The following is a 25281-nucleotide window of genomic DNA, read 5'->3' on the forward strand; positions in this document are numbered from 1 at the left end:
TCCCTCTCTAGTCAGCATTGGTAGCCGCTACTTATTTGGTCATTGGCATTGTTTCAATTGTTTAATTCAATTACGCCAAGGCTAACTCTTGTCCAGATTTTTTCGAGTATGCTCGAAAAATTCCTCTTAAAATCTGTGACATCCGCCGGGGCATTAATTTACTTCTTACAAGAAGCAAGTTAACGTTAATCTTAATGATGTCGACACGAGTTGTCAACTATTTCACAAAATCTATATATTTATAGTGCTTTTGATTTTATAATAGAGATGTGCGTATAAGCAAAAATAATGATAAGAAAAATTCAAGGAGGATAGATATGCGTAAAAAAAAGTTAGCGATCAGCCTCATCTTTATCCTTTTACTGACAACATTCTTCCCAAACACGCAAGTAATACATAAAGTATTCGCAAATGACGAAGAATTCATTGTCAATGCTGAAATTTTGTATTTACGTGAGGGACCCGGATTATCTTATCCAATTATCGAAACATTGAAGGATGGACAACCATTAACGGCACTTTCTAAGCAGGATGACTGGCTTCAAGTACGTGTTGGCGAGCAGGAGGGTTGGGTCGCTTCATGGCTTGTGAAATCATCAGAAAAGCCTACTGCTGCGTCGATACAAAAAACAGTCATTGCACAGGTAGATTCACTCAATTTACGTGCGGAGCCTTCCTTATCTGCTGCGATTTTAACAAAGCTAGCATCTGGTACAGAAGCACAATTTATAAAAGAGCAGCCCGATTGGATACAAATTCAAGTTGGTGACTATACAGGGTGGGTTTCGGCAAATTATGTGACGGTCAAGGATGCAACGGTTTTAGATATGCCTACTTCAAAAACAGAAGAGAAAGAACAACCAAAAAACGCACCGACAACACTTAGTGAAAATGATCCGAATACGTTTACCATTACGGTCAATGAAGTGAACATTCGTAAAAAGGCAGATTTAATGGCCAAAAAATTAGGAACGGCGAAAATTGGGCAGCAATTCAAAGTGATTAGCCGCGACCATAATTGGGTGCAAATTGAATATGAGAAAAAGAAAAAAGGTTGGGTTTACAGCTTTTATGGTACTTTTACAAAACAAGAAGTGCAGCAAGATTTAGAAAGTACGACTAAAGAAGCCGAAAAAATTACAATCATTTACAACGGTACAAATTTACGTGAAACAGCCTCTACTGCTTCCAATGTTGTCGCTCGTGTAGACGCTGGGCAAACGTTTTCTATTTTAGAAACGCAGGATGAATGGTATAAAATTGCACTCGACGATGGACAACAAGCGTACGTTGCCAATTGGGTAGTCACAACAAATACCGAGGTCATTCAAACTTCTCGCGATAAAGAAAAAGATAAAGCCGAACGCAAAAAAGGTTCTCTTAAAGGTGTAACGATTGTACTTGATGCGGGGCATGGTGGGAATGATCGGGGTACAACAGGCGCAAGGGGAACTGCTGAAAAAGATATTACAATTTTGACAGCCGAACTATTAAAGTCCAAACTTCAAGCTGCTGGGGCAGACGTTGTCATGACACGCGAATCCGATGTATTTATCGACCTTAGAAAACGTGTTGCAGTTTCGCACCAAGCAGATGCCGATGCTTTCATTAGCATTCATTATGACGCGATTAAAGATAACTCGGTACACGGCTTTACAACGTATTACACAAATGGCTATCAAAAAGAATTAGCTGAATATGTACATGGTGGGATCGCTTCAAAAGTGTCTTTAAGAGATCGTGGTGCACGCTTTGGCGATTATTTAGTACTGCGTGAAAACCGCCAAAACGCCATTTTACTAGAGTTAGGTTATTTAAGTAATCCAACAGAGGAGCGTGCGATTACGACAGATTATTATCGTGAGCAAGCGACACTTGGCATTTATCAAGGTTTACTCAACTACTTTGATGCACAATTAGATAAATAAGAGTAGATTCTCAATACGAAGGCCCCTTCAATTTTTTTAGAAGGGGCTTTTGTTTCATTACGCTTGAATTATTTGATAAATATAAAACATTTCATCTTTATTCATAATTTTCGGTACAGGGTATAACGGATTCGCTTCACTTAACGCACGCTCAACCATTAACGGGACATCACGATTCACAATACCTTCAATTTTTGTTGGAATGCCCATACTTTTATTTAATTGTTCAATTGCTTCAATAAACAAACTAGCCTTTTTTTCATCACTATCGCCAAATTGACCAATCCCTACTAAATTAGCTAACTCTGCCAATGGCGTTGTTGCCGAATCACCATAAAATTTCAGCACATGCGGTAAGATAACCGCGTTTGCTAAGCCATGTGGGACATTATAAAAACCGCCGAGTGTATGGGCAATCGCATGAACATTGCCGACATAAGCGCGCGTAAAAGCCAGCCCAGCTAAATAAGAGGCACGTTGCATTTGCGTTCGGGCGATTAAATCACTGCCATCCTCATACGCTTTATATAAATATTTAAAAATGATTTTTACCGCTTCTCGTGCAAATTTTCGAGTTTCTTCTGTATTGCTCCGTCCAATATACGCTTCTACGGCATGTGTTAAAGCATCCATTCCTGTTGTAGATGTAAGGTTCTTTGGTAAATTTACTGTTAATAAAGGATCCAATACTGCATAATGTGGGATTAAAACAGGATCATTAATCGCATATTTTTCATGTGTTTCACTATCGGATATGACCGCTGCAACCGTCCCTTCACTCCCAGTACCTGCAGTTGTTGGTACAGCAAATAAAGTCGGCGTATCTTTACGGACTTTAAACAAGCCTTTCATTTGCGATAGCTCTTTATCTGGTCTTGCTACTCGCGCGGCAACTGCTTTTGCACAATCAATCGGTGAACCCCCACCAAATGCGATGATTGCCTCGCATTGCTCCACATGATACAACATGACCGCCTCTTCTACATTATGAATTGTTGGGTTTGCTACGGTTTGATCATAAATCGAATAATAAATTCCATGCGCATTGAACGCTTCTAAAAGCGTGTCTATTAGCTGAGCTTTCAAAATCCCTGCATCTGTGACAATTAGTACGCGTTCATACTGAAGGCCCTTAACTAATTCAGGTAATTTTAACAGGCTATCTGGACCTTCTAGCAGCACGGGTTTGCGCCAATTTAAAAATTTCATCCCTACTTTCATAGAGCTTTGAAAAGTTCTGCAATACGTTTGATACATACAATCCGCACCCTTCCAAAAATTAGTATTTAACTTTTTATATACTAATTCCCTAAATTTTTCAATACCTTTCTGTCGCTAATTTTAGACATTTCCCTTAAAGCCCCCCATAACTGTTCATTAGACGAAAAAAACGAACCCACATATAGGAGGGTTCGCATAAATTAGTATTCTGCAAAAAAGACTTTATCGGCAAATGAGATTGGTTGGGCGTCGAAGTCTTTTTCATTCATTGCAACGACCGATACTTCGACGCCTAATTGTTTCAGTTTTTGTCCGATTTCACTTTTAGAAAGCGTTGCAAAATCTGTAAAGTAATTATCTGTAATGATCATGAGCTCTGCTTCATTTTTAATCGGATTTTGCTGCAATAATTCAAACGCTGTGTTTAAAACAGGTAGGATTTCCGCCTCCCCGCCTTTAAACTCTCCAATAAATTCAGCAAAAAGTGACGGTTGTAGGTGCGCATGATGAAAATAAAGCGGCTTTTCAACAGTTCGACCAAATGGAATAATGACTAAATCACGTTTTTGACGCGCACTTAAATTAAAAATAGGCAAAATAGTCCCTTTGCAAAACGCGTCCATTTCTTTCATCGCATCTGATTGTTGAAGAGCAATGACGATCGGTGAATACAGTTTTTCATTTTGCCCAAATGGTACATAATAAATATTGTCCGAAACAACGGTTTGTTCCTTCATCAATTGTTCGTACGATTCTGGAGGCAATAAAATATCTTTGTCCTGTATTTTTGGCATCATTGCTTCGAGTTCAAAAATTGATTCCTGCAATGTACTGGCAATTTCCACGATTTCTATAAATTGCGCATTGTGCTGAAATTGGGTAATAAACTGCTGCTGTTCATGCTCTTGTAAAGCTTGAAACGCGAAATGACTATATAAAAAATGAAGGATTTCATCAGTTATTTGTGTATGCCACTCTTTTGTCATGTGAAACACTCCTACTTAATTTTTTCATGAAGCAAAACTAGTATACCGAAGTAATGTGTTGAAAAATAGGGATTCAAACCTAAAAGTGAGCAAAAATAAACAAATTAAATCAAATGTGTGAAATATTCCGTTCCTATGAATAGCTGAATGATTGCATACAAAAACGGCATCTATCAAATCAGATGCCGTTCCATACAAGTTGCCTGTATGTAATTAAATCAAATTATAGTTTTTTTGTTAAGCCGTGTAATGTATCTTTTAACTCACGGTCATGGCTAGATAGTTCAATTAAGTTTTGTAAACGCTCTTGTAAAACTGGGCGCTCAATTACTAATTGCTCATCTAATACTTGTACTAATAATTCAATAATCATACGGTCACGAACGTTTAACGCTTCTTCCACACGCTCAGGTGCGATTGTATATTCTTTTACTTTCTTTGCCATTAAAAACAGCCTCCCTTTTGGTTATACAACGTTATTTTAGCATAGCCATATGATATTTTGTAAAATATATTTAAATTTCTAATTGTTTTGCTAACCATTATCAATTACGCTATGGCGTAATTGCGTCCAGATTTTTTTCGAGCTTGCTCGAAAAACTCCCCTAACAAAATCTGTGACATCCGCCGGGGCTTAACTTGATTTAGCTGCGGGTTGAACCCACACTAAATAGAATTGTATATTTAGCATACATCCTACACTTATAAGAAGTAGGGGGACTTCAGCTGAAACAAGTTAAACGAACTTTACAAATTCTTCTGTCGGCTTGCGATAACCTCGTAAATTTCTGCTGCTTTCTTTTTCTTTACCAATCGTAATCATTAAAGCAATTTCATGTGTATTTGGAATGTTTAAAATTTCACGTACCCTTTCCTTATCAAAGCCAATCATCGGACATGTATCTAAGCCGCGATTTTTAGCAGCTAACATGAACATCATAGCAGAAAGTGACGCATTTCGAACCGCATCCTCTTTCATAAATTCTTCGCCGCGAGATTCGTAAAACGCTGTGTTTTCATCTATCGTTTGTTGCAATTGTGTTTCGTTAATGACACCTAAATGCACCATTCCTTGATTGATGCATGCAGTTTGTTTATAAGCATAGCGATCCGCTGTGACGATAATGACACCAGAAGCTGAATGTACTTTATATTGCCCGTAAGCTGCTTCACGAATTTTTTCTTTTTTTTCCTCGTCTAATACAACGACATATTCTGTATGTTGAAGGTTGAAGGCTGAAGGTGCGAGTTTAACTTCATCAAAAACAGGCTTTAAATCGGCCGCTGTTAACTTTACCCCTTCAATAAAGTTTCCTGCCGAACGTCTTTTGTCAATTAGTTTTGAAAATTCCATAATTTCATCCCACCTATATTATCTCGTATTTTTTTATCTTTAATTCGAGATAATTTTAACATAGAATAGAAGTCTTTTCAATAGTTTGAATGAACAGATATGCTATAATGATACATGCCTAGTAATTTTTGAAAGGAAGATATAATTGTTACCAAACATTTCACAGGTGGACTATGATATCCGCCTTGTTCAACATTTAATTGAGATTCGTTTTTTACGACTTTTTGACGGAAAATTAATTACATCCAGATCAATTGCCGGTGAAACACTTGGTTTCGAAACAGAAGATAGCTTGTGCCGTGAATGGCTGTTATCTATTTATAACAGCTATCATTTTTATGAAGGCTTTGACACAATAGAATCATGCATCGATTATATCCATACGAGCCCCTATGACAAAAACAAATTTCGCATTGTCCAATTTTATGACATGTATTATGCGGTGATTAATGAAAATACACAATTCCAGCAGGTAATTGGAAAAGATCTTTCTTATTTTTCAAGAAACCATGTTTTTTTAACTGCAAAAAAACCACCTTTAAACTTAGTATTAAAGGATCGAGTAAAAATACCGGTTATTCCTCTCATTTATCATGAGCTATATGCTTTTGATTCAAATATAAAAGTTTATCAACTCCATAATGAGAAGACTGGCGATGCGATTCAAATTCCTATTCAAGAGGCTTTGGAATATGTTGTATTGCTTGGTGTTACATTTAAGGACGTTTGGTATAGCTGCGATACCCCTCATGCAATCGCTCATAATCGGGCATTACTTAATTTATACTTTGACCCAGGACATAATCTCACTGCCTTTGGTAAATATTCAAATGCACTTGCAATTAATCCTTTCCAGCGGTTAATTTATTTGCCAAAGGGCCGCATTGAACATTTCCAAATGAATGTAGACGATTTACGCACACCGGCACGGACACTAACTTACCGAGATGCACGACGCTTTCATGATCAAATGCGTATTCGAAAAGTGAATTTTGAAGAAGGTATGAATGCCTAAATAACAGCAATAGATCTCTACTAAAAAAAACGAAAAAAGGTATTTTGATGTTTTATGTCAAAATACCTTTTTTCGTTTAAAGTTCTAATTCTTTTACTTTTCGAATGATTTTTTCATACAGAGGTACCATATGCTTCTCAGCACATTTTTCTGCTAATTCATCTACTTGAATCCATCCGACCGCGCTATTTTCACCTGGCTTTGCACGTAAACTTTCATCGTCTGCCACCTCAAATACATACGTTGCATTCAAATGTAAATGAGGTGCTACATAGCTCCCATTTTTCACATGTCCGATAACTGTCAAAATATCTAAAGAAATCATTTGTTCTGTTAAGACGTTAACCTTTGAAACACCTGTTTCCTCCATCACTTCTTGCCTAGCAACTTTTAGTAAATCAGATTCGCCATCCGCATGCCCACCAGTCCAGCTCCAAGATTGATAAATATTATGATACACCATAAGGACATGTGTACGTGCACGGTTAAATACGAATGCTGATGCCGTAAAATGAAGAATTTCATTATTGCGCGTTAACACATCCACAGATGTATCCATTGCCCGTAAAATTAACTCGCGATCCTTTTTTTCCTGCTCATTATACGGTTCATATAATGTAATTTGGTCATGTAAATTCATAAGGAACCCTCCTAGTATGAATGATTATTAAGAAATTAACATTTTCACTGCTTTTGAAATAGCCGCACCATCTGCTTTTCCTACTAATAATGGCTTCGCAATTTTCATCGCATCCCCCATGCTCATGCCAGCAGCAATTCCCGCCTCTTGTAACGCCGCAATGATCTCATCTTCTGAAAATTGCTTCGGTAAGAAATTTTTTAAAATCGTTAATTTCGCTTCCTCTTTTTCAATTAAATCCGCACGCTCTGCTTTTTGTGCGCCTTCAAGTGATTGATTCGTTTGCTTAATTTCACGATTCACTATAGCGATTTCTTCTTCTGGAGAAAGCGCCGCCCCTTTTTCCTTTTCCGCTAAATCCAATGCCGATTTCACTAATGTTAAAACACCTTTTGCTAAAGCGTCTTTATCTCTCATCGCTTGCTTTAATTGTTCAAATACTTCTGTTTTCATCATGTTTATTTGCTCCTCTGCTTACGGGTGATATATGATCCCCGCCTGTTATTACTTTACTCTTTCACATTGTAGCACGAAAAATCAATTACGCCCTAGCGTAATTGCGTCCAGATTTTTTCGAGCTTGCTTGAAAAGCTCCCCTTAAAATCTGTGACATCCGCCGGAAGCTTTAACTTGATTCAGCGGGGGGATAAATCCCCGCTGAATCAAGTTAAACATGGAATAAATTACTTTGTGACATTTTCTTCGATTAGTGCTTTCAATTGTTTGCTACTCTTTTGATACATGATCCAAACTTTAGGTTGACCAAATGGCATTACGATGAATTGTTTTCTTGCATTTTCCCAAATTGTATAGGAAGCATCATTAACGTGGACGATGTATTTTGGTTTGTCATAAATTTTAATAGGGGTAAAATTAAGATCTTCCCAAGCAGCATTTTCAAGTAAGTCTTCCATTTGTTGGCGTGCATCATCTGCAAATGTCACTTCTTGGATTTCACTTGCCCGTTCATTAGGTAAAAGTACTTCAATATCTTCATTGACCGAAATTGCGAGCTCATTTTCATCATCCGCAGCACTCGTACCATAATTTTTCAGTTTAATATAGTCCCCCACTTGCACAGGTACTTCTTTACCATTCATCATCCAAGTAGCTAGCTTATCTTCAGGCTGATTAAATATTTGCTCTTCTGAAAGTGTCGCAAGTTCCTGAGCAGTCATATTTTTAATAAAATAAAACACATTTTCATTTACCGCCGCGACAACACCAGTTATTGGCATAGTTCCATAGGCCATACTTACTATTTGATGCTCCTGCTGAAACTGTTCGATTTCTTTTGCAAAATGCTGTTCCATATAAAGCTCTGCTTGCTGGGTTGTATATGCCTCGACAATCAAATCATTCATGACTGGGAATTTTTCATACCATACCTCCTTCAATTTATCCCGATAAATTCTTAATTCAATCAGCATTGGAAATAGTCGCTCCTCAAATTGGAGCTGACTAATATTGGCTATCTCTAATAGTTGGTGCCCTATATTTTCTGGATCTTGGTCTTGGCTGTATTGATCAAATTGTTTTTTGTATTCTTCGTCGGTATAAGACAGCTTATATTTTTTTGCAAGTTCAAAAACACCGAGTGCTTGTATATAGCTGCTAAAGCCACTCTCCCTGAACGATAGTTGCTCCCCTGCAATATAAAAATCAAATAAAATCATATTTTCCTCAATGCTTGAATTCGCCTGCTTCGTATCGACTTTGACCTCTATCATAAACCAACTCGCCATTAACATCATAAATAGTGCTGTAATACCCACTGGAACCAAATAAAATGGCTTTTTTCGTTTTGGTGATTTGTTATGCAGTAATTTATTCTTTAACCGTTGTTCACTCTCTTTCATATCCCCTGCCACTTCATTTAAAGCACGTTTATAATCATTCATGGTTCAGCACCTCCCATTCCCCTTCTAATGTAGGTCGTAACTGCTCGCGTGCGCGTCGTAATTGGGTTTTCACTGTGTTTTCTGGTAACTCCAACAGTTCCGCTACTCGCTGGATTGGCAACTCTTCATAGTAGTACAAAATGATTGGCTCACGGTATTTTAATGGAAGTTTTAAAATGGCCGCCCCAATTTTTGAACGTTCCTCTTGCTGCACAACATGATCTGGGTCCGACGTTTTCATCCACCATTTTGTTTGCAATTGAATTTTTTTATATGCCCAACTTTTTAAGTAGTCCTTGCTTTTATTAATCGTCATCGTCGTTAAATATGCCTTTACTTGTCCACGTTCTTCATAATTAGATTGATAAAATTTGATTAGTACATCTTGTACAACATCTTCAGCAGCCGCTTGATTTTTCGTATAAAAATAGGCAAGTCGTAATAAATGATTGCTGTATTCCTCGATAATTTGCTCTAATTCCAAATCTGTCTCCCCCTTCCTACTTGTTAAACGATTGTCACAGGCCGTACGTTTCAAAAATATGTATTTTCTATTAGTTTACATGCAAAACAAAAAAGCATAAGAAGAAATATCCCCTTATACTTGAGTCCGTCAATTATTTAATTCATAATGCTTGCCTTTGACTAAGTAAAATAAATGCTCGGCGATATTCGTTGCATGGTCTGCACAACGTTCTACATAGCGGCAAATGAACGATAAATTCGTAATTTGTGCGACATGCTCATTCGAAACGTTGAGCTTCATTAACTGACTAATCGTACTGCCGTATAGTTCATCGACCTGATCATCTAGCTCGGCAATTTCCTTTGCTTTTACCATATTTTCTTCAATGAATGCTTCAATAATATGGCGTAGCATCGACACCGTTTTATGGAACATTTCTTCTATCGGCTCGACGCTTGTGATAAATGGATCTTTTCCGATGCGTATCGTATCTTTCGCGATATTTACAGCATAGTCACCTACTCGCTCCATATCGGAAGCTGCTTTAATGACAACAATTAATCGGCGTAAATCCGTAGCGACCGGCTGCTGCTTAGCAAGCAACAATATTACACGGTCATTAATCGCTTCCTCTAAATGATTAATTTGCGAATCCATATCAATGACAGCTAACGCTAAATCAATATCTTTCGTCATAAACGCTTTAAATGAAAGCTCTAATGCATCGACACTTTTATCGCAAAGCTCCATTAACTCTTGCTGTACTGCAATTAAATCATGTTCAAAACGCTCACGAACCATTGTTTCCACTCACCTTTCCCTTAGCCGAATCGACCAGAAATATAATCTTCCGTACGTTGATCGCTCGGAGTTGAGAAAATTGTATCGGTTTGGTCAAATTCAATGACTTCCCCGTTTAAGAAAAATGCCGTCTTATCTGAAATACGAGCTGCCTGCTGCATGTTATGCGTAACTATAACAATCGAATAATTTTCTTTCATTTCTTGCACAAGCTCTTCAACTTTTAATGTTGAAATCGGATCAAGTGCACTTGTTGGCTCGTCCATTAAAATAACGTCTGGCTCAATTGCTAAACAACGTGCGATACAAATACGCTGTTGTTGCCCACCTGATAAGCCATATGCGTTTTGATTGAGACGATCCTTTACTTCATCCCAAATCGCTGCCCCGCGCAATGACTTTTCAACAATTTCATCTAAAATTTTCTTATTTTTAATGCCATGAATGCGTGGTCCATAGGCAATATTGTCATAAATCGATTTCGGAAACGGATTTGGCTTTTGGAAAACCATCCCTACTTTTGTACGCAATTCCTCAACTTCATAACCTTTTTCGAAAATATTACGCCCACGATAGTTCACTTCACCATTTGTACGAACAATCGGAACAAGCTCAACCATACGATTTAACGCTTTTATATACGTTGATTTCCCGCAGCCTGAAGGACCAATAATCGCCGTTACTTCATTTTCCTTCATATTTAAATTAATATCTTTCAGTGCATGATGCTCTCCGTACCAAAGATTGAAGCCCTTTGATTCCATAACAGACGAACGCTCATTTAGCTGAATAATTGGACTTTTCGATTGTTGTTTTTCTAACATTTGAACCAATTTTTCCATCTCCTAATAACGTTTTTGGAATTTATTTCGAATGAAAACCGCAATAGAATTCATAAAGATCAGTACTGCCATTAAAACGATAATCCCCGCAGATGCTACGTACTGGAACTCTTCTTGTGGACGTTTTGCCCAGTCAAAAATTTGCATTGGTAATGCAGTAAATGTATCGAGCATACTTGTCGGTAAAAATTGTAGGATAACTGGAATCCCGATAACAACAAGTGGTGCCGTTTCCCCAATGGCACGTGATAGCGCTAAAATACTCCCCGTTAAAATACCTGGTATGGCTGCTGGTATGACAACACGAATAATCGTTTGCCATTTTGTTGCCCCCATCCCGTACGAAGCTTCCCGTTGCTCTTTCGGTACAGCACGGATAGCCTCTTGTGCCGCTACGATAATGACCGGTAATATGAGCAAACTCATCGTCAATCCTGCCGCTAAAATACTTTTCCCCATACCAAGCATACGAACGAAAATCGTTAAACCAAGTAATCCAAAGACTATCGACGGAACACCTGCTAAGTTAGAAATGTTCATGCGAATAAAATCATTCAATTTATTTTTCTTTGCATATTCTTCTAAATAAATGGCTGTGCTTACACCTAAAATGATTGAAACAGGCGCTACGACTGCCATTAAACAAAGCGATCCGACTAATGCTGCTTTAATCCCTGCATTTGCAGGAATACGCGATGCAAAGTTTGTTAAAAAGTCGAAGTTTAAATAACCCATTCCTTGTGAAAAAATTCGGTATATTAATATAGCGAGTGCGATTAATGCAAAGCTTGTCGCCGCAATAAATACACCTTTCCAAACCCGATTCCATACGAGGCGCTTATTCATTCGCTTCATCACATGTTCTTGTTGTAAATAGCGCATTTTAATACTCCTCTCTGAATCGTTTTGAAATATAGCTAGCTAGTAAGTTCATGACTAATGTAAAGATAAATAATGTGAAACCTACTGCATAAATCGAGTAATAAATCGTCGTACCGTATCCAGCATCACCCGTTGTTACTTGTACGATGTAAGCTGTCATCGTTTGAATCGAATCCGTCACACCAAAATCAAATCTCGGTGTTGATCCGCCTGCTAATGATACGATCATTGTTTCCCCAATTGCACGAGACACAGCAAGTACAATCGATGCAATAATACCTGATAATGCAGCAGGTAAAACAACTTTTAGTGATACTTCAAGTTTCGTAGCGCCTAAACCAAGTGCCCCTTCTCTTATTGATTTTGGGACAGAGCTCATCGCATCTTCAGACATCGAAGCAATCATCGGTAATACCATAATGCCGACCACAATTCCTGGACTTACTGCATTAAATATTTTTAAACTAGGAATAAGAGCTTGTAAAATCGGTGTAACAAATGTTAATGCAAAGAACCCATAAACAATAGTAGGAACACCTGCTAGCACTTCTAATATTGGTTTAATCGTTTTGCGAACGCGCTCAGAAGCATATTCACTTAAATAAATAGCTGCACCTAAACCAAATGGAACAGCGACTAAAATAGCAATTAATGTTACTTTAAACGTCCCTAATATAAGTGGTAATATTCCGTAAAGTGGCTCTTTCCCTGAAAACGGAAGCCATTCTTTACCGAATAAATAATCCGTAATGGATACACGTGTAAAAAATTCTACTGTCTCAAATATTAATGTGAAAACAATCCCAAAAGTCGTAAGTACCGAAATGGATGCTGCTAAAAAAAGGCCAATTGGTATTATTTTTTCGATTACTTTCTTTCCTTTGCGATTGCGAGACTGTGCAATCAGCTGTTGGACTGGTGATGACTCATGTTGCTTAGAAGTCATGTATCAAATACTCCTTCCTTCATGAAGAGGAAAAATGTAGGGCAGGACATCTACCCTACACTTTTATCTAGCTATTTATTTTAAACCTTCTAATTTTTTTAAGCCTTCTTCATATTTTTCTTCTGGTAGACTTACATAACCAACGACTTCAGCCATTTCTCCTGCATGCTCTAAAGAGAATTTCATAAAGTCATAAGCTGCTTCGTTATCTTTAATTGCACTGTTTTTAAAGTAAATGAATAGAGGACGAGATAACGGTGAATATTCACCTGATTCGATTGTGTCGTTCGTCGGCTCTACCCCATCAACTGTTACGACTTGTAACTTGTTTTTGTTTTCTAAGTAATACGCATAGCCGAAGTAACCAATTGCGTTTTTATCTGCTGTAATTCCTTGTACTAATACGTTGTCATCTTCAGATAAAGTCGCATTTTTTACAATATCTTCACCGTCTAAAATAACTTCATCAAAGTAGTCATATGTGCCTGAGTCAGCACCCGGTGAGTAAAATACGATTTCTTCTGCTGGCCAAGAAGGTTCAATATCTGACCATTTTTTCTTTGTACCGTCTTCAACCCAAATTTTCTTTAATTGATCGACTGTTAATTCTTTTGCCCATGTATTTTCTGGGTGAATTACTACTGATAAACCGTCGTAGGCTAATTCAAATTCAGTGAAATCAATGTTTGCTGCCGCTAACTTTTCTGTTTCCGTATCTTTAATTGGGCGAGATGCATTTGTGAAATCTGTTTCACCATTGATGAATTTTTCGAATCCGCCGCCTGTACCCGATACACCAACAGATACGCGTACATCTTTTTGTACTCCTGCGTATTCTTCAACTAACGCTTCTGTAATTGGGGCTACCGTAGATGAACCATCACCTGCAACTGTACCTGCTAATTGCGCATCACCTGCTTGCGCTTGATCTGCACCTGTTTTTGCTGGTTGTGTTGTATCATCTTCTCCACCACACGCACCTAATAGTAATGCTGAGCCAAGTAATGCTGTTGATGTTAAGTACTGCCACTTTTTCATTTGTAATTCCTCCGCTTGTTTTTAAAATGAATTTTTCTTACAGTTCTCACTATAATGACAATTTGTTGAGAGGATGTATTTGATTCGTTAAGGATATGTAAAGGATTGTTCGAATTGTAAATGGAGAGGGGGGAATTGTTATTCGGAGGGATTCGATGACATGATAATTTGTTTCTTACACCTTAAAAATCCACCACTTTAACATTCAAAGTGGTGGATTCCAGATTTTAAGACTTTCGGAAAATAGTCTCTATTGTATTTTCTTCACACTAGCAATATCGGCTAATTTGATTTCTTGTTCTTGTATTTTTGATGGTTCCTTTTTTGTTTTGATTGTCGCAATATGTACTAAAATTGTTTTTGCATCTTTTACATTTGCATAGCCTTCAAATTTAGCATTGTAAATAATAGTGCCATCCTTTAATGTTACAGTTGCTTTTTTCGCGCCTACTAGCTCACGTAAAAAAGGATATGTCGTCACATTACGTTCCCGCTCAGCACGCACTAAACGCGGTCCTAATGAATAAATAATTAATTCAAAAATAAAAACATAAATAACCGTTGTTAAAATGATAATCCAAATGGATATATTCATAGATGCTAATATAATGGCATTACTAATAGCACCTAAAAAAACGATTCCGTGCGATATTTTATTTCTCATCTTTAATCTCCCATTCCTCAAACAAAAATCCCGTAGCGCTATTCACTACGGGATTAAATTTTACTCAGTCACTATTTTTACTTCATCTGTCTCTTCTAACTTTTCATCGGAATCTTTAATAATTGGTTTTTCTACTTTACTAGCAGATAATCCTTCTTCGGCGTATTTTTGCTTTAATTCAAAATATGAATCCACTAATTCTCTCGCTGCTAAATTCGCCTGTGGTAAGTAGTTATTATCAAAAATCGTCGTTGCCCATGGGAAAAGAATCGCATATGCAATTTCTGGATCTTCGAACGGTGCATAACCTACATGAACGATATTAATCGTATTTGTTCCATACTTTTCCTTTTGAGGTCCGTAATAAACTACTTCGGCTGTTCCCGTTTTACCAGCTCCTGTATATCCTGCTGTAGCAAATTGCCTACGTGCCGAACCATTCGCACCAGCATAAACGCGACGCAAACCTTCTTGAACATGTTGAATTTCTTTTTCACTATTTTCAATACGGTTTAAAATCGTTGGAGTAACTTCATCAACAATTTGGCCTAAATTTTCGCCGTCTTTAGATGGTTTACGAATTTCCTTCAGCATACGTGGTTGTATGCGATAACCACCGTTGGCAATCGTCGAAATATACTGCGCTAATTGCATTGTCGTATACGTATCAAACTGACCAATTGCTAAGTTGAGTAACTTAACATCTGTATCTGGGTCCGCCTGATAACCAATCGCCTCCCCAGGTAAATCAATACCAGTAGGGACACCTAATCCAAACTGTGCATATTCATTACGCATCGTTTGTAATGTACCTTTTGGTAAACTAAATCGCATGCCTGGTGAATACGTTCGTCCACCGACACCCATCGCAATTTTAAACATGTAAATATTAGAAGAACGCTCTAGCGCGGTTAAATCATCTAAAATAACACTGCCATGTTTATTGAATAAAGTGTTTAATGTAATATTCCCGATTCGCATCGGCGCATCGAGCATTCTTGTTCCCGGTGTAATGACATCCTCATTATAGCCCATTAAAACCGTTGCAGCTTTTACAACAGAGCCCGCTTCATATGCAGTTGTAAAAGTACCATAAGAATAATCGACAATATACGGCTTGCCTGTTTCTTTATCCTTTTCAATTTTCTTTCCAACAACGGATAGTAGTTCACCTGTTTTTGGATTCATAGCAACCATGAAAGCACGATCTAATAAATCGGAGCCGCCTTTAGCTTTTAAATCTAGTAAGTGGCGTTCTAAAATTTCATCCGCTTTTTGTTGTAGTTCAATGTCAATCGTCGAAACTAAATCTTTTCCGGGCTCACCGTCATAAGTTGTAACCGTTTCAACGACTTGACCTTTTTTATTCGTTAAGTTTTTAACGACTGATTTTTCGCCTTGTAAAATTTCTTCGTATTGTGCTTCAAAATAACTTTCTCCAACCCGATCATTTCGTGAATAATCGCGCGCTAAATAGTGATTTAAAGCAGATTTTGGTACCCCTTTACTCGGCACCGTCGTTCGTCCTAAAATGGCTAGCGAGGACAATCGAACACGCTTCCAGTCCGTTGTCGTATTCACACCTGGTAAGTCCGTTAAATTTTCGGAAACACGTGCAAATTCATCGGCCGTCACATTTTCCCCTTTAATAATTTGCGGAGATAAATTGTACCCAGTCATCATTTCACGATAAATCGCTAACACTTCCAGTTCAAAATCTGTCATCTGGGCAAGCTCTGCATCCGTTATACGTTCACGAATTCGTCGATCATACTCTGCATTAAATTCCTTTTTATCTAATTCTTCATGCTCATTTCTAAACTCTTCCATTTCTTCATCTGTTACTTTTGCTTTCGCATCTTCATTATTTAGAAGGATCCAGAAGTCCAATTGATCGCGCTGCGTTATTTTATCAGTAGGCTGTTCGATTAAATGGGCTAACTTTTTCGCAACATCGAGCATATCCGCTTGTTTTGTCGTTTGCATTTTCGTATAAGTAATTGCATTTTCTGGCTGATTATCAATTAATATTCGCCCATAGCGGTCAAAAATTCGGCCACGCGGTACACTTGTATTTACCCGTACTTCTTCTTTACTCTCTAATTCACGTACATAATCTTCGCCTTTGACAATTTGTAAATAACCGAGACGGAAAATTAATAAAGAAAACAGTAAAAATATTGAAAAGAAAAGGACGTTCATTCGAAAAGTTAAACTTGCGCGATACATTGCCTTTGGATTCGATGTACGATTTTGCGGTATTTTTCGCAATAAAAACTCCCCTTTCTTATTGTAATCCCTTAAACTTATAACATAGTCATGCCTCTTAGTATAACACTGTGATTGCTTTGAAAAAAGGGCGTAGTTTACATTAAGACGGTTTGAAAAAAATAAAGGTTTCCATTTTAGATAGATTCGTTCACACTAATAAAAAAATCGTTTATTTGAGGTGAGTAATTGACTTTTTTAGCAGTTGGGATTGGCGGCGCTTTCGGTGCATTGGTGCGCTATTCATTAAGTGGATGGCTAATTGTTTCAAATGGCTTCCCGTACATGACATTAAGTATTAATTTAGTAGGAAGTTTTTTGCTAGCCTATTTACTTACACGACAAACAATCTTTCGCAATCCACTAGTAAAATTAACGATAACGACAGGCTTCTTAGGTGGTTTTACGACCTTTTCTACATTTAGTTTGGAAGCTTTTTTGTTATTAGAGCAAAAATTGTATGGAAGCGCCCTTATTTATATCGTTTGCAGTAGCATTGGTTGCGTATTGGCAAGTTATACCGGATTTCGATTTGCCAAAAGGGGGAAATAAGTTTGATTTTTGTTGCACTTGGTGGCTTTTTCGGGGCAATTGCGCGTTACGGGTTAAGCCAATTCATTCAATCGATTTTTAATACAGCTTATCCAATTGCGACCTTTTTAATTAATAGTTTAGGTTCATTTCTTATTGGATTTGCTGTCGGACAAGGCTTTTCAACATCGGTTCATCTTTTTGCGGTCATTGGTTTTTTAGGTGCATTTACGACTTTTTCCACCTTTTCATTTGATATCATTCAATTACTTGAAAAAAATGAAGTGAAAAGAGCGCTCTTGTATTTGATAAGTTCTGTTTTACTTGGTATTTTATTTGCTATGATTGGCTTTCAATTAAGCAATTGAGTCAACAAAATGCGTGCTGCCCTCTAATGAAGAGCAGCACGTATTTCCTTTACATATTTCGGATGACTAATACATCGCACGGGGCATAGCGGACAATACCTTCTGAGACAGAGCCGAGTAAAAACCTTTCAACGCCGCCCATTCCAGAAATACCACAAATAATCAGGTCAATATTATGTTTTTGGGGTAGTTCCTTGACAATCATTTGCTTTGGGGAACCATACTCAATTATTTTATGAATCTCTGAAACGCCTGCTTGTAACGCATTGTTTTCAAATTTAGAAAGCATATCTTCTGCTAATTCAACAACTCGTTTTGCGATACTTCTGTCATAGGATTCATACATCGCAAATGAGCGTGTATCAATAACATGTACGATATAAAGCTTTGCGCCTTTATTATTTATCGCTACTTGAATGGCACGCTGAAATGCAAGTTCTGCTTCATTTGAACCATCAACGGCGACTAAAATATTTTTGTATGTTAATGTCATTTTTTATCCCCTCTCAAAATTATTTGAACGCGGTTAATTATAAATACCCTATTTCTATTGAAATTGAAACCATTGTTGTAAAATCATTTTTTCGCAAGTTGCATTTCATATAGCGCGATCCACTTTTCAACCGTCATTTTTTGGCAAAGTTCTGCGATTAGTTCGTAAGGGATATGTTTTGTAGATGTCCACCGAATGCAACTTTTCCCCATGTTTAATTTCGTCGGTACAATTTCTTGATAAGCCTCTTGAAACCAGTGTAACAACTCCGGATCAGCATAAATACCAAGGTGATAAAGCGCTAAATGGCGTTTTTGTGGGGAGATACTTAAAAATGGTAACGGTTCACCTGGTGTACAATGATAACCTTTTGGAAAAGTTGTGAGCGGTACACTATAGGCAATCATATTTCGATCCCGTGTCTTTTCAAATCCGTCAGGTAAATTTTCATCTACAGTTGTCATTAACTTTACAAATGCATCATGCCACTTTTCATCTATTTCAGCGATAAATTCTTCAAACATGGTGCCACCTCATTTTCGATTATTTGTACATATTTTATAGTATAACAGTAAAAAAAGGCATAGAAAAAAGCATGCTAAGTTAAACTTAACATGCCTTTGAATTAATTTAATTATTATTTTGTACCTGCCGCTTCGCTTTCAGTACAGAAATAATCAAAATTGCAAAAGTAATTTTTATTATTTCGCAGCTTGGAATTTAGCTTCTACTACATCCCAGTTTACGATGTTCCAGAAAGCACCAATATAGTCTGGACGACGGTTTTGGTAGTTTAAGTAGTAAGCGTGCTCCCAAACGTCTAAGCCTAGGATTGGCGTTTTGCCTTCCATGTATGGAGAATCTTGGTTTGGCGTTGAAGTTACAGCAACTGAGTCACCGTCAACTACTAACCAAGCCCAGCCTGAACCGAAACGAGTTGTTGCAGCTTTAGCAAACTCTTCTTTGAAAGCGTCAAATGAACCGAATTTTGCATCGATTGCAGCAGCTACTTCACCTACTGGAGTAGTTGAACCGCCTGGAGCGATTAATTCCCAGAATAATGAGTGGTTAGCATGTCCGCCACCGTGGTTACGTACTGGAGTTTGTTTGTCAGCTGGAAGAGCATCGATGTCTGAGATTAACTCGATCAGATCTTTGCCTGCAAATTCAGTACCTTCTACTGCTGCGTTTAAACCCATAACGTAAGTGTTGTGGTGTTTCGTGTGGTGAATCTCCATTGTTTTTGCATCAATATGTGGTTCTAATGCATCGTACGCGTAAGTTAATTGTGGTAATTCGAAAGCCATTGTAATTTCCTCCCTGGAACAAATATTTAATGTTGATTACACTACTAGGTTATCAAATATACGTGCTTCATTCAACGAAAAAAATAGTAATATTAACATTTCAGTCTTTTGACGGAAGCACTGTAATTCTTTGCTGTGCTGTACTCTAGTAATGTTTTCCATATCTAGTGTACGATAAAGCAACTCATCTTTTCAAATAATCGCACCTCAAATAGCAACAATAAATATTATGATCATAATTACCTGAACGATACCTTTTGTTACGACTGATGTTAAAAATCCGATGACTGATCCGACTCCTACTTTAATCGCTTGTTGAATTGATGTGCGTTCCACAATGAGCTCTCCAATAATTGCGCCTAAAAATGGGCCTGCAATAATTCCCGCAAACGGAATAACAAAAGGGCCGATTAACAAGCCAATTGTACTTCCCCACATACCTGCTTTTGATCCACCGAACTTTTTGACACCAATTATATTAGATATTGTATCGGCAACAAATAATAAAACGACGAATAAAATTTCAATTAACCAAAACCACCACGGTAAATCAGCAAAGCTATAAAACAAGCCATACGCGATAAAACCACCCAGTAAAAAAATGACCGATGGGATAATCGGATAGACGAGTCCAATAAACGCGATGGCAAATAACGCGATAATAATAATCCATGCTACAATGTCCAAACTACAACACTTCCTTTCTACTTTTGAAAATTACTCTTTTTTAATTCCTTACTTTTACCTATTCAAATCCTTTACAAATATACGGGATATGGGAGTTAAAAGTTTCATTTAGTTCTGAGGGTCATTTTATTTTAGGTAGCTTTCGAATAATTTATGACTCTACAAAACTATAATTTTTCGTGTTAAAATACTTTTCAAAGGAGCTATTACATATGAAAATTTCTCACATGCAATTATTAATCGATAGTTTAACGAACCCTAAAAAATTAGGGGCTTATCGCATTTTATCTATCGGAAAAGTGATGCAATTTGCGTTTTTGCTCATTACATTATTAACGGCATTTTCGTTTGGTCAATTTGTGAATACTGGGGCCGATGCTGTATTTAGCTATGCTGACATAGAACAATACGTTGCGGACATACAATGGATTGTTTATCCGATTGCAGTTGTTTTTTTATTTGTGATGAGCACAGCTATTTATTTTATGAAAGTTAGTTTATATGCGCTTGCTGGCCAATTTTTAGTAAAGCCGATGAAACGCCGTGGTGAATACCGTCAAGTGTGGCGTACAGCTGTTTTTGCTAGCACTTGGGCAACTTTACTTTCAATGTTTGGTAGTCTCTTACCAATTTCATCAACAGTCCTCACACTTATTAGCATTTTTATTACGATGGCGTTTATTATTTTCGCGTTAACGAAATATCCACTAGAAAAAAAATGAATGAATCCTTCTGTCTCACATATATAGATTATAAGGTAGTTTTAACTTGATTCAGCAAATATATTTGCCGAATCAAGTTAAGCCCCAGCGGATGTCACAGATTTTTTAAAGGACTTTTCGAGCGAGCTCGAAAAAATCTGGACGCAATTACGCTGAGGCGTAATTGATTCTATGAAAAAGAGGGACGGAGGGATTTTTTTGCGATTTCTAATTGCCTCGATCATCATCGTTGCCATTGCCTTTGTTATTAAGATCGATTTACAGGAAGGCACATTGCCACTCGCATCCTTTTATGAGCCGACTTCAGAATGCAAAAATGGAGAGGAACTTACATATGTGACTGTGCAAGTAATGGAAGGTGATACGATGTACAGCCTTTTTGCAGCAACCCCTTCTCCGACTAAAATGACTTACCCAGATCGCCTTGCAAAATTTTATCAACTCAACCCACACTTACAACTTCAATCACTCGTCCCAGGAGAACAAATATTAATGCCTATGCAAACAATTGCGAAAAAAAATTGCACAAATTGAAATCGTAGCGGTTCTTCCTTGTCCTTACAATCAGACACTGATAAAATAAGGGACAGTGACGGCTTACAAAAAGAATAGTTGAATCCATTCAACTACACATTCACAAGCCTGAGAAGGAGAGAATTTTCATGAGTGAAATCGTTCACCGAACAAAAACGCGTCCTGTGCGTGTCGGTAATTTAACAATTGGCGGCAATAATGAAGTCGTAATTCAAAGTATGTGTACGACAAAAACACATGATGTTGAAGCGACTGTCGCTGAAATTAAACGTTTAGAAGAAGCTGGGTGCCAAATTGTACGCGTCGCTGTTCCTGATGAGCGTGCTGCAGATGCGATTCCAGAAATAAAAAAACAAATCAATATCCCACTTGTTGCGGATATTCACTTTGACTACAAATTAGCATTAAAAGCAATTGAAGGCGGCATTGATAAAGTTCGTATTAACCCAGGTAATATTGGGCGTCGCGAAAAAGTCGAGGCGGTTGTTAACGCGGCTAAAGCAAAAGGCATTCCGATTCGTATTGGGGTAAATGCCGGTTCATTAGAGCGTCATATCCTTGAAAAGTACGGCTACCCAACAGCTGATGGTATGGTCGAATCCGCACTTCATCACATTAAAATATTAGAAGACTTAGATTTCCACGATATTATCGTGTCGATGAAAGCATCAGACGTAAACCTTGCGATTGAAGCGTACGAAAAAGCAGCTAAAGCTTTTGCCTACCCACTTCACTTAGGGATTACAGAATCAGGCACATTATTTGCTGGTACTGTAAAATCGGCAGCTGGTTTAGGTGCCATTTTATCAAAAGGAATTGGTAATACATTACGTATTTCTCTTTCAGCTGATCCAGTGGAAGAAATTAAAGTAGCACGTGAATTATTAAAATCATTCGCCTTAGCTTCAAATATGGCAACATTAATTTCATGCCCAACTTGCGGACGTATTGAAATTGACTTAATTTCGATTGCCAATGAAGTAGAAGAATATATTTCTAAATTAAATGTGCCTTTAAAAGTAGCCGTACTTGGCTGCGCAGTTAACGGTCCAGGTGAAGCACGTGAAGCGGATATCGGTATTGCCGGTGCACGTGGTGAAGGACTGTTATTCATGAAGGGCAAAACAGTTCGTAAAGTGCCTGAGGAAACAATGGTAGAAGAACTGAAAAAAGAAATTGATAAATTAGCAGATGAAATGGCTAAAAAACGCGAAGCCGAGGCGAATGCGTAGATTAGGAGATGAGGGAATGTCTACTTTAAAACATCGATTTGGCATTGATATTGATGGGACCGTCACTTGTCCCGGAACATTACTCCCTCATATTAATAAGCAATATAACATTAATATGAAATTAGCAGATGTAACAGAATATGACTTTTTAAGTGGTTTTCCGCATCCTGTAAACCGTGATGAATTCCAAGCTTGGTTTAAGGAAAATGAGCCATTTATGTACGAGGTAAGTGAGTTAGCTGAAAATGCACTACAAATTTTACAGCAGTGGCAGCCGAAGTATGAGCTTTATTATATTTCAGCACGCGGGACGAATGTGTTCGACGTAACGCAAAATTGGTTCAATCAATTTGAAGTGCCATACGATCATATTGAGCTTATCGGCAGTCATAATAAAATTGCGATTGCCAAAAAGCATCAAGTAGAAGCTTTCTTTGAGGATAAGCATGATAACGCTGTAGAAATCGCAGAGGAATTAAACATTCCCGTAATTCTATTTAATACCCCTTATAACCAACAAGCGGTTCCAACGAACGTTATCCGCGTAAATAATTGGGTAGAAGCAAATCATTGGATTTCTAAAAACTTTTAACTTAATTCAGCAGAAATCCCCTACTTCGATAAGTGGGGGGATGAATGCCAAAAAGGCAATTCTATTCAGTGGGGGTTCAAACCCCTGCTGAATCAAGTTAAGCCCCGGCGGATGTCATAGATTTTTAAGGGAAGTTTTTCGAGCGAGCTCGAAAAAATCTGGACGTAATTACGCCGAGGCGTAATTGATTACGCACTAAACGAAAGAAACAACTCAGTTCACATGGAACTTGAGTTGTTTCTTTTTGATTATAAATACCCTAAAACAAACTCCCTACACCAGTAATCGTCGTCGCTAAATCTTTCCGGTAATTTTCATGCTCCGGGTTTAAGCTGTTGACATTTACTTCATTGCCCCCAAGTGATGAATGAATGTAACGATCATCCCCAATATACATCGCCACGTGCTCTGGGAAGAACAGTAAATCACCGCGTTGCATGTCTTTTTGATCGATTGCCTTTAACGGGAAGCCGTCGAGGATTTTCGCATCTCGGTATATATACGCACCATTTAACATATAAGCCATCGAGCAAAGTCCTGAACAATCAATCCCAGCTGGCGTTTTCCCACCCCAGCGATAAGGTGAACCCAAATAGCTAAAGGCTGTCTTGATTACTTGCTCACGGAATAACGCTTGATTTAAAGTGTACACATGCGTGCGTTCTTGCACCCAATCACTTCGTACATAACCAATCTCCCCCGTAACTAAACGCACTTTTGTCCAGTCACTTTCTATTTCGGCATCTTCAATCTCTTGAATAAAAGCACCGCGTGGTAACGTGATGATTTTAGCACTTTGAATGATTGGATTTACTAAAACATCTGCAAAACTTTGAATAACCACATGTTTTGCTTGTTCAATCCACGTGTTTTTTAACGCTTGATCATCTTCTATATTTTCTTTTAAACAATAGCCTTCATAACGATAAAATGTTCGAATTTTCGCCCATTTCTCATCAATATGTTCTATTATTTCAACTGGCATTCCATATAAAGCTTCATCCGCTATTTCCGATTGTGTATTTGGTTCTACTTGCAAATTGGCAATAGCTACTTTTATAAGAGCATTCATTTTAGTAAGTTCCCCCTATCCATTTTGAAAATGCGTATACGCGATTTTAGAAATTTGTCCGATATATTGCTTCGCCTTCTCATTGTCCGTAACCTCTGTCAAAAACACGCCGATAAAATAATCCACCTGATCCGTAAAAACAATGCCGACATCATGATCTACAGTGTCCAAACCACCCGTTTTATGCGCAATTTTAACATCATCATCTAAATATCGTTTTAATGATTCATGACTTCTTTGGCGCAATAAAATATTGAGCGCCACTTTATTCCACTTAGGTGCGAGCAATGTCCCATCATAAATTTGTTGAAATAAATGCTGCATATCACGAGCCGTTGTGACATTATCAAAGCCTTGTTGTTGGCGCCGGAAATCCATCATTTTCCTCTGAACTGATGTCGATTTTAGCCCAATTTGCTGAAAATAATTATTTAGAGCGCCCATCCCGATAAAATCAATGCACACATTTGTTGCCGTATTATCACTCGTAATAATCATCCAAAGTAGTAGTTCATGCAGTGTAGCCGTCGTTTGCTGTTGCTCGGTTAGTAAACTAAAATCAACAATATTGGCATCTATGATTGGCACAACTTGTGAAAGCTGTCCATTCGTTTTTTCAAGATGATGTAATACCGCGATCAAAATCGGCACTTTAATGACACTCGCACTTGAAAAAACGGCTTCTGCATTTTTTTCTACAAGCGAATGATTCGTTTCATATTCTTGGACAATTACATGCACACGATACGGAATTTCATCAAGTAATTGTTGCAGCTGGTTTTTATACATCA

Annotated in this window: 29 protein-coding genes and 1 other annotated feature (1 of these 30 running past the window's edge); of the genes, 8 read left to right on the forward strand and 21 right to left on the reverse strand. The window is 37.7% G+C overall.

The genetic code is table 11. The annotated features are described in order from the left end of the window. Positions 1 to 52: a binding site (T-box leader), on the reverse strand (it extends 191 nt beyond the left edge of the window). A gap of 265 nt (positions 53 to 317) precedes the next feature. After that, entirely contained in the window at positions 318 to 1928 is a 1611-nt protein-coding gene (locus tag MHI10_RS13975) for an SH3 domain-containing protein (protein WP_340786382.1), read from the forward strand. Positions 1929 to 1985: 57 nt separating this feature from the next. Here the strand turns inward: MHI10_RS13975 and MHI10_RS13980 are convergent, their stop codons facing one another. The 4 genes from MHI10_RS13980 to MHI10_RS13995 all read right to left on the reverse strand — a co-directional run bounded on the left by MHI10_RS13980 (position 1986) and on the right by MHI10_RS13995 (position 5489). Then, entirely contained in the window at positions 1986 to 3185 is a 1200-nt protein-coding gene (locus tag MHI10_RS13980) for an iron-containing alcohol dehydrogenase (protein WP_340786384.1), read from the reverse strand. A gap of 164 nt (positions 3186 to 3349) precedes the next feature. Beyond that, the gene (locus MHI10_RS13985; RefSeq protein ID WP_340786386.1) at positions 3350 to 4135 is read right to left on the reverse strand and encodes a hypothetical protein; all 786 of its coding nucleotides are present in this window, start codon (positions 4133 to 4135) and stop codon (positions 3350 to 3352) included. A 223-nt stretch (positions 4136 to 4358) separates the two neighbouring features. After that, positions 4359 to 4580: a phosphate-starvation-inducible protein PsiE gene (locus MHI10_RS13990; protein ID WP_340786387.1), complete on the reverse strand. Its 222-nt coding sequence runs from the start codon at positions 4578 to 4580 to the stop codon at positions 4359 to 4361. 291 nt (positions 4581 to 4871) lie between these two features. Then, positions 4872 to 5489, reverse strand: a complete 618-nt coding sequence (locus tag MHI10_RS13995) for a nitroreductase family protein (RefSeq protein ID WP_340786389.1) — start codon at positions 5487 to 5489, stop codon at positions 4872 to 4874. 145 nt (positions 5490 to 5634) lie between these two features. On the opposite strand from MHI10_RS13995, the gene MHI10_RS14000 reads away from it, so the two are divergent. Beyond that, the gene (locus MHI10_RS14000) at positions 5635 to 6504 is read left to right on the forward strand and encodes a hypothetical protein (RefSeq protein WP_340786391.1); all 870 of its coding nucleotides are present in this window, start codon (positions 5635 to 5637) and stop codon (positions 6502 to 6504) included. Positions 6505 to 6580: 76 nt separating this feature from the next. Here MHI10_RS14000 and MHI10_RS14005 read toward each other — a convergent pair whose 3' ends face one another. The 11 genes from MHI10_RS14005 to MHI10_RS14055 all read right to left on the reverse strand — a co-directional run bounded on the left by MHI10_RS14005 (position 6581) and on the right by MHI10_RS14055 (position 16955). Next, entirely contained in the window at positions 6581 to 7144 is a 564-nt protein-coding gene (locus tag MHI10_RS14005; RefSeq protein WP_340786392.1) for an NUDIX hydrolase, read from the reverse strand. 27 nt (positions 7145 to 7171) lie between these two features. Then, the gene (locus MHI10_RS14010; protein ID WP_340786393.1) at positions 7172 to 7600 is read right to left on the reverse strand and encodes a GatB/YqeY domain-containing protein; all 429 of its coding nucleotides are present in this window, start codon (positions 7598 to 7600) and stop codon (positions 7172 to 7174) included. 227 nt (positions 7601 to 7827) lie between these two features. Next, the gene (locus MHI10_RS14015) at positions 7828 to 9045 is read right to left on the reverse strand and encodes a hypothetical protein (RefSeq protein ID WP_340786395.1); all 1218 of its coding nucleotides are present in this window, start codon (positions 9043 to 9045) and stop codon (positions 7828 to 7830) included. Beyond that, positions 9038 to 9529 carry a sigma-70 family RNA polymerase sigma factor gene (locus MHI10_RS14020; RefSeq protein ID WP_340786397.1) on the reverse strand — a complete coding sequence of 164 codons (492 nt, stop codon included), beginning with the start codon at positions 9527 to 9529 and terminating at the stop codon, positions 9038 to 9040. Before MHI10_RS14020 ends, MHI10_RS14015 begins: the two co-directional genes overlap by 8 nt. A 129-nt stretch (positions 9530 to 9658) precedes the next feature. After that, positions 9659 to 10312, reverse strand: coding sequence for a phosphate signaling complex protein PhoU (gene phoU, locus MHI10_RS14025; RefSeq protein ID WP_340789245.1), 654 nt, complete (start codon positions 10310 to 10312; stop codon positions 9659 to 9661). 20 nt (positions 10313 to 10332) lie between these two features. Then, positions 10333 to 11076, reverse strand: a complete 744-nt coding sequence (gene pstB / locus MHI10_RS14030; RefSeq protein ID WP_445683227.1) for a phosphate ABC transporter ATP-binding protein PstB — start codon at positions 11074 to 11076, stop codon at positions 10333 to 10335. 81 nt (positions 11077 to 11157) lie between these two features. Beyond that, positions 11158 to 12036, reverse strand: coding sequence for a phosphate ABC transporter permease PstA (gene pstA / locus MHI10_RS14035; RefSeq protein ID WP_340786398.1), 879 nt, complete (start codon positions 12034 to 12036; stop codon positions 11158 to 11160). Between the two features lies 1 nt (position 12037). Then, positions 12038 to 12982, reverse strand: coding sequence for a phosphate ABC transporter permease subunit PstC (gene pstC / locus MHI10_RS14040; protein ID WP_340786401.1), 945 nt, complete (start codon positions 12980 to 12982; stop codon positions 12038 to 12040). A 75-nt stretch (positions 12983 to 13057) separates the two neighbouring features. After that, positions 13058 to 14020: a PstS family phosphate ABC transporter substrate-binding protein gene (locus MHI10_RS14045; protein WP_340786403.1), complete on the reverse strand. Its 963-nt coding sequence runs from the start codon at positions 14018 to 14020 to the stop codon at positions 13058 to 13060. Positions 14021 to 14270: 250 nt separating this feature from the next. After that, the gene (locus tag MHI10_RS14050) at positions 14271 to 14684 is read right to left on the reverse strand and encodes a response regulator (RefSeq protein ID WP_340786406.1); all 414 of its coding nucleotides are present in this window, start codon (positions 14682 to 14684) and stop codon (positions 14271 to 14273) included. A gap of 60 nt (positions 14685 to 14744) precedes the next feature. Next, the gene (locus MHI10_RS14055) at positions 14745 to 16955 is read right to left on the reverse strand and encodes a peptidoglycan D,D-transpeptidase FtsI family protein (protein WP_340786409.1); all 2211 of its coding nucleotides are present in this window, start codon (positions 16953 to 16955) and stop codon (positions 14745 to 14747) included. A gap of 186 nt (positions 16956 to 17141) precedes the next feature. Between MHI10_RS14055 and crcB (MHI10_RS14060) the strand changes: the two genes are divergently transcribed. After that, positions 17142 to 17504: a fluoride efflux transporter CrcB gene (gene crcB, locus MHI10_RS14060; RefSeq protein ID WP_340786411.1), complete on the forward strand. Its 363-nt coding sequence runs from the start codon at positions 17142 to 17144 to the stop codon at positions 17502 to 17504. 2 nt (positions 17505 to 17506) lie between these two features. Continuing rightward, complete coding sequence (gene crcB / locus MHI10_RS14065) at positions 17507 to 17851, forward strand: fluoride efflux transporter CrcB (protein WP_340786414.1); 345 nt, start codon at positions 17507 to 17509, stop codon at positions 17849 to 17851. 49 nt (positions 17852 to 17900) lie between these two features. Here crcB (MHI10_RS14065) and MHI10_RS14070 read toward each other — a convergent pair whose 3' ends face one another. The 4 genes from MHI10_RS14070 to MHI10_RS14085 all read right to left on the reverse strand — a co-directional run bounded on the left by MHI10_RS14070 (position 17901) and on the right by MHI10_RS14085 (position 20338). Continuing rightward, complete coding sequence (locus tag MHI10_RS14070; protein ID WP_340786417.1) at positions 17901 to 18344, reverse strand: universal stress protein; 444 nt, start codon at positions 18342 to 18344, stop codon at positions 17901 to 17903. 83 nt (positions 18345 to 18427) lie between these two features. Continuing rightward, positions 18428 to 18868 (reverse strand): DUF1801 domain-containing protein, encoded by a 441-nt coding sequence (locus tag MHI10_RS14075; RefSeq protein WP_340786419.1) that lies wholly within the window; start codon positions 18866 to 18868, stop codon positions 18428 to 18430. A gap of 177 nt (positions 18869 to 19045) precedes the next feature. Then, positions 19046 to 19651, reverse strand: coding sequence for a superoxide dismutase (locus MHI10_RS14080; protein ID WP_340786422.1), 606 nt, complete (start codon positions 19649 to 19651; stop codon positions 19046 to 19048). 207 nt (positions 19652 to 19858) lie between these two features. After that, positions 19859 to 20338 (reverse strand): DUF456 domain-containing protein, encoded by a 480-nt coding sequence (locus tag MHI10_RS14085; RefSeq protein WP_340786425.1) that lies wholly within the window; start codon positions 20336 to 20338, stop codon positions 19859 to 19861. A gap of 212 nt (positions 20339 to 20550) precedes the next feature. On the opposite strand from MHI10_RS14085, the gene MHI10_RS14090 reads away from it, so the two are divergent. The 4 genes from MHI10_RS14090 to MHI10_RS14105 all read left to right on the forward strand — a co-directional run bounded on the left by MHI10_RS14090 (position 20551) and on the right by MHI10_RS14105 (position 23418). Continuing rightward, positions 20551 to 21060, forward strand: a complete 510-nt coding sequence (locus MHI10_RS14090) for a DUF1189 family protein (protein WP_340786426.1) — start codon at positions 20551 to 20553, stop codon at positions 21058 to 21060. 198 nt (positions 21061 to 21258) lie between these two features. Then, a complete protein-coding gene (locus tag MHI10_RS14095; RefSeq protein WP_340786428.1) occupies positions 21259 to 21594 on the forward strand; it encodes a hypothetical protein in 336 nt (111 codons plus the stop codon). A 128-nt stretch (positions 21595 to 21722) separates the two neighbouring features. Beyond that, a complete protein-coding gene (gene ispG / locus MHI10_RS14100; protein WP_340786429.1) occupies positions 21723 to 22826 on the forward strand; it encodes a flavodoxin-dependent (E)-4-hydroxy-3-methylbut-2-enyl-diphosphate synthase in 1104 nt (367 codons plus the stop codon). Positions 22827 to 22842: 16 nt separating this feature from the next. Continuing rightward, positions 22843 to 23418, forward strand: a complete 576-nt coding sequence (locus tag MHI10_RS14105; protein ID WP_340786431.1) for a hypothetical protein — start codon at positions 22843 to 22845, stop codon at positions 23416 to 23418. 259 nt (positions 23419 to 23677) lie between these two features. On the opposite strand, the gene MHI10_RS14110 is transcribed toward MHI10_RS14105, so the two are convergent. Continuing rightward, a complete protein-coding gene (locus MHI10_RS14110; protein ID WP_340786433.1) occupies positions 23678 to 24490 on the reverse strand; it encodes a C40 family peptidase in 813 nt (270 codons plus the stop codon). Between the two features lie 15 nt (positions 24491 to 24505). Continuing rightward, the gene (locus MHI10_RS14115) at positions 24506 to 25279 is read right to left on the reverse strand and encodes a serine hydrolase (RefSeq protein WP_340786435.1); all 774 of its coding nucleotides are present in this window, start codon (positions 25277 to 25279) and stop codon (positions 24506 to 24508) included. Positions 25280 to 25281: the final 2 nt, after the last annotated feature.

Origin of the sequence: Solibacillus sp. FSL K6-1523 (assembly GCF_038005225.1) — a bacterium.
In the GTDB taxonomy this organism is placed as follows: domain Bacteria; phylum Bacillota; class Bacilli; order Bacillales_A; family Planococcaceae; genus Solibacillus.

Bases quoted from the DNA above. Each gene is read 5' to 3' on its own strand.
- MHI10_RS13975 (WP_340786382.1), top strand. From the start codon at position 318: ATGCGTAAAAAAAAGTTAGCGATCAGCCTCATCTTTATCCTTTTACTG.
- MHI10_RS13980 (WP_340786384.1), bottom strand. From the start codon at position 3,185: ATGTATCAAACGTATTGCAGAACTTTTCAAAGCTCTATGAAAGTAGGG.
- MHI10_RS13985 (WP_340786386.1), bottom strand. From the start codon at position 4,135: ATGACAAAAGAGTGGCATACACAAATAACTGATGAAATCCTTCATTTT.
- MHI10_RS13990 (WP_340786387.1), bottom strand. From the start codon at position 4,580: ATGGCAAAGAAAGTAAAAGAATATACAATCGCACCTGAGCGTGTGGAA.
- MHI10_RS13995 (WP_340786389.1), bottom strand. From the start codon at position 5,489: ATGGAATTTTCAAAACTAATTGACAAAAGACGTTCGGCAGGAAACTTT.
- MHI10_RS14005 (WP_340786392.1), bottom strand. From the start codon at position 7,144: ATGAATTTACATGACCAAATTACATTATATGAACCGTATAATGAGCAG.
- MHI10_RS14010 (WP_340786393.1), bottom strand. From the start codon at position 7,600: ATGATGAAAACAGAAGTATTTGAACAATTAAAGCAAGCGATGAGAGAT.
- MHI10_RS14015 (WP_340786395.1), bottom strand. From the start codon at position 9,045: ATGAATGATTATAAACGTGCTTTAAATGAAGTGGCAGGGGATATGAAA.
- phoU (WP_340789245.1), bottom strand. From the start codon at position 10,312: ATGGTTCGTGAGCGTTTTGAACATGATTTAATTGCAGTACAGCAAGAG.
- pstB (WP_445683227.1), bottom strand. From the start codon at position 11,076: ATGGAATCAAAGGGCTTCAATCTTTGGTACGGAGAGCATCATGCACTG.
- pstA (WP_340786398.1), bottom strand. From the start codon at position 12,036: ATGCGCTATTTACAACAAGAACATGTGATGAAGCGAATGAATAAGCGC.
- pstC (WP_340786401.1), bottom strand. From the start codon at position 12,982: ATGACTTCTAAGCAACATGAGTCATCACCAGTCCAACAGCTGATTGCA.
- MHI10_RS14045 (WP_340786403.1), bottom strand. From the start codon at position 14,020: ATGAAAAAGTGGCAGTACTTAACATCAACAGCATTACTTGGCTCAGCA.
- MHI10_RS14050 (WP_340786406.1), bottom strand. From the start codon at position 14,684: ATGAGAAATAAAATATCGCACGGAATCGTTTTTTTAGGTGCTATTAGT.
- MHI10_RS14070 (WP_340786417.1), bottom strand. From the start codon at position 18,344: ATGACATTAACATACAAAAATATTTTAGTCGCCGTTGATGGTTCAAAT.
- MHI10_RS14075 (WP_340786419.1), bottom strand. From the start codon at position 18,868: ATGTTTGAAGAATTTATCGCTGAAATAGATGAAAAGTGGCATGATGCA.
- MHI10_RS14080 (WP_340786422.1), bottom strand. From the start codon at position 19,651: ATGGCTTTCGAATTACCACAATTAACTTACGCGTACGATGCATTAGAA.
- MHI10_RS14090 (WP_340786426.1), top strand. From the start codon at position 20,551: ATGAAAATTTCTCACATGCAATTATTAATCGATAGTTTAACGAACCCT.
- ispG (WP_340786429.1), top strand. From the start codon at position 21,723: ATGAGTGAAATCGTTCACCGAACAAAAACGCGTCCTGTGCGTGTCGGT.
- MHI10_RS14105 (WP_340786431.1), top strand. From the start codon at position 22,843: ATGTCTACTTTAAAACATCGATTTGGCATTGATATTGATGGGACCGTC.
- MHI10_RS14110 (WP_340786433.1), bottom strand. From the start codon at position 24,490: ATGAATGCTCTTATAAAAGTAGCTATTGCCAATTTGCAAGTAGAACCA.
- MHI10_RS14115 (WP_340786435.1), bottom strand. From the start codon at position 25,279: ATGTATAAAAACCAGCTGCAACAATTACTTGATGAAATTCCGTATCGT.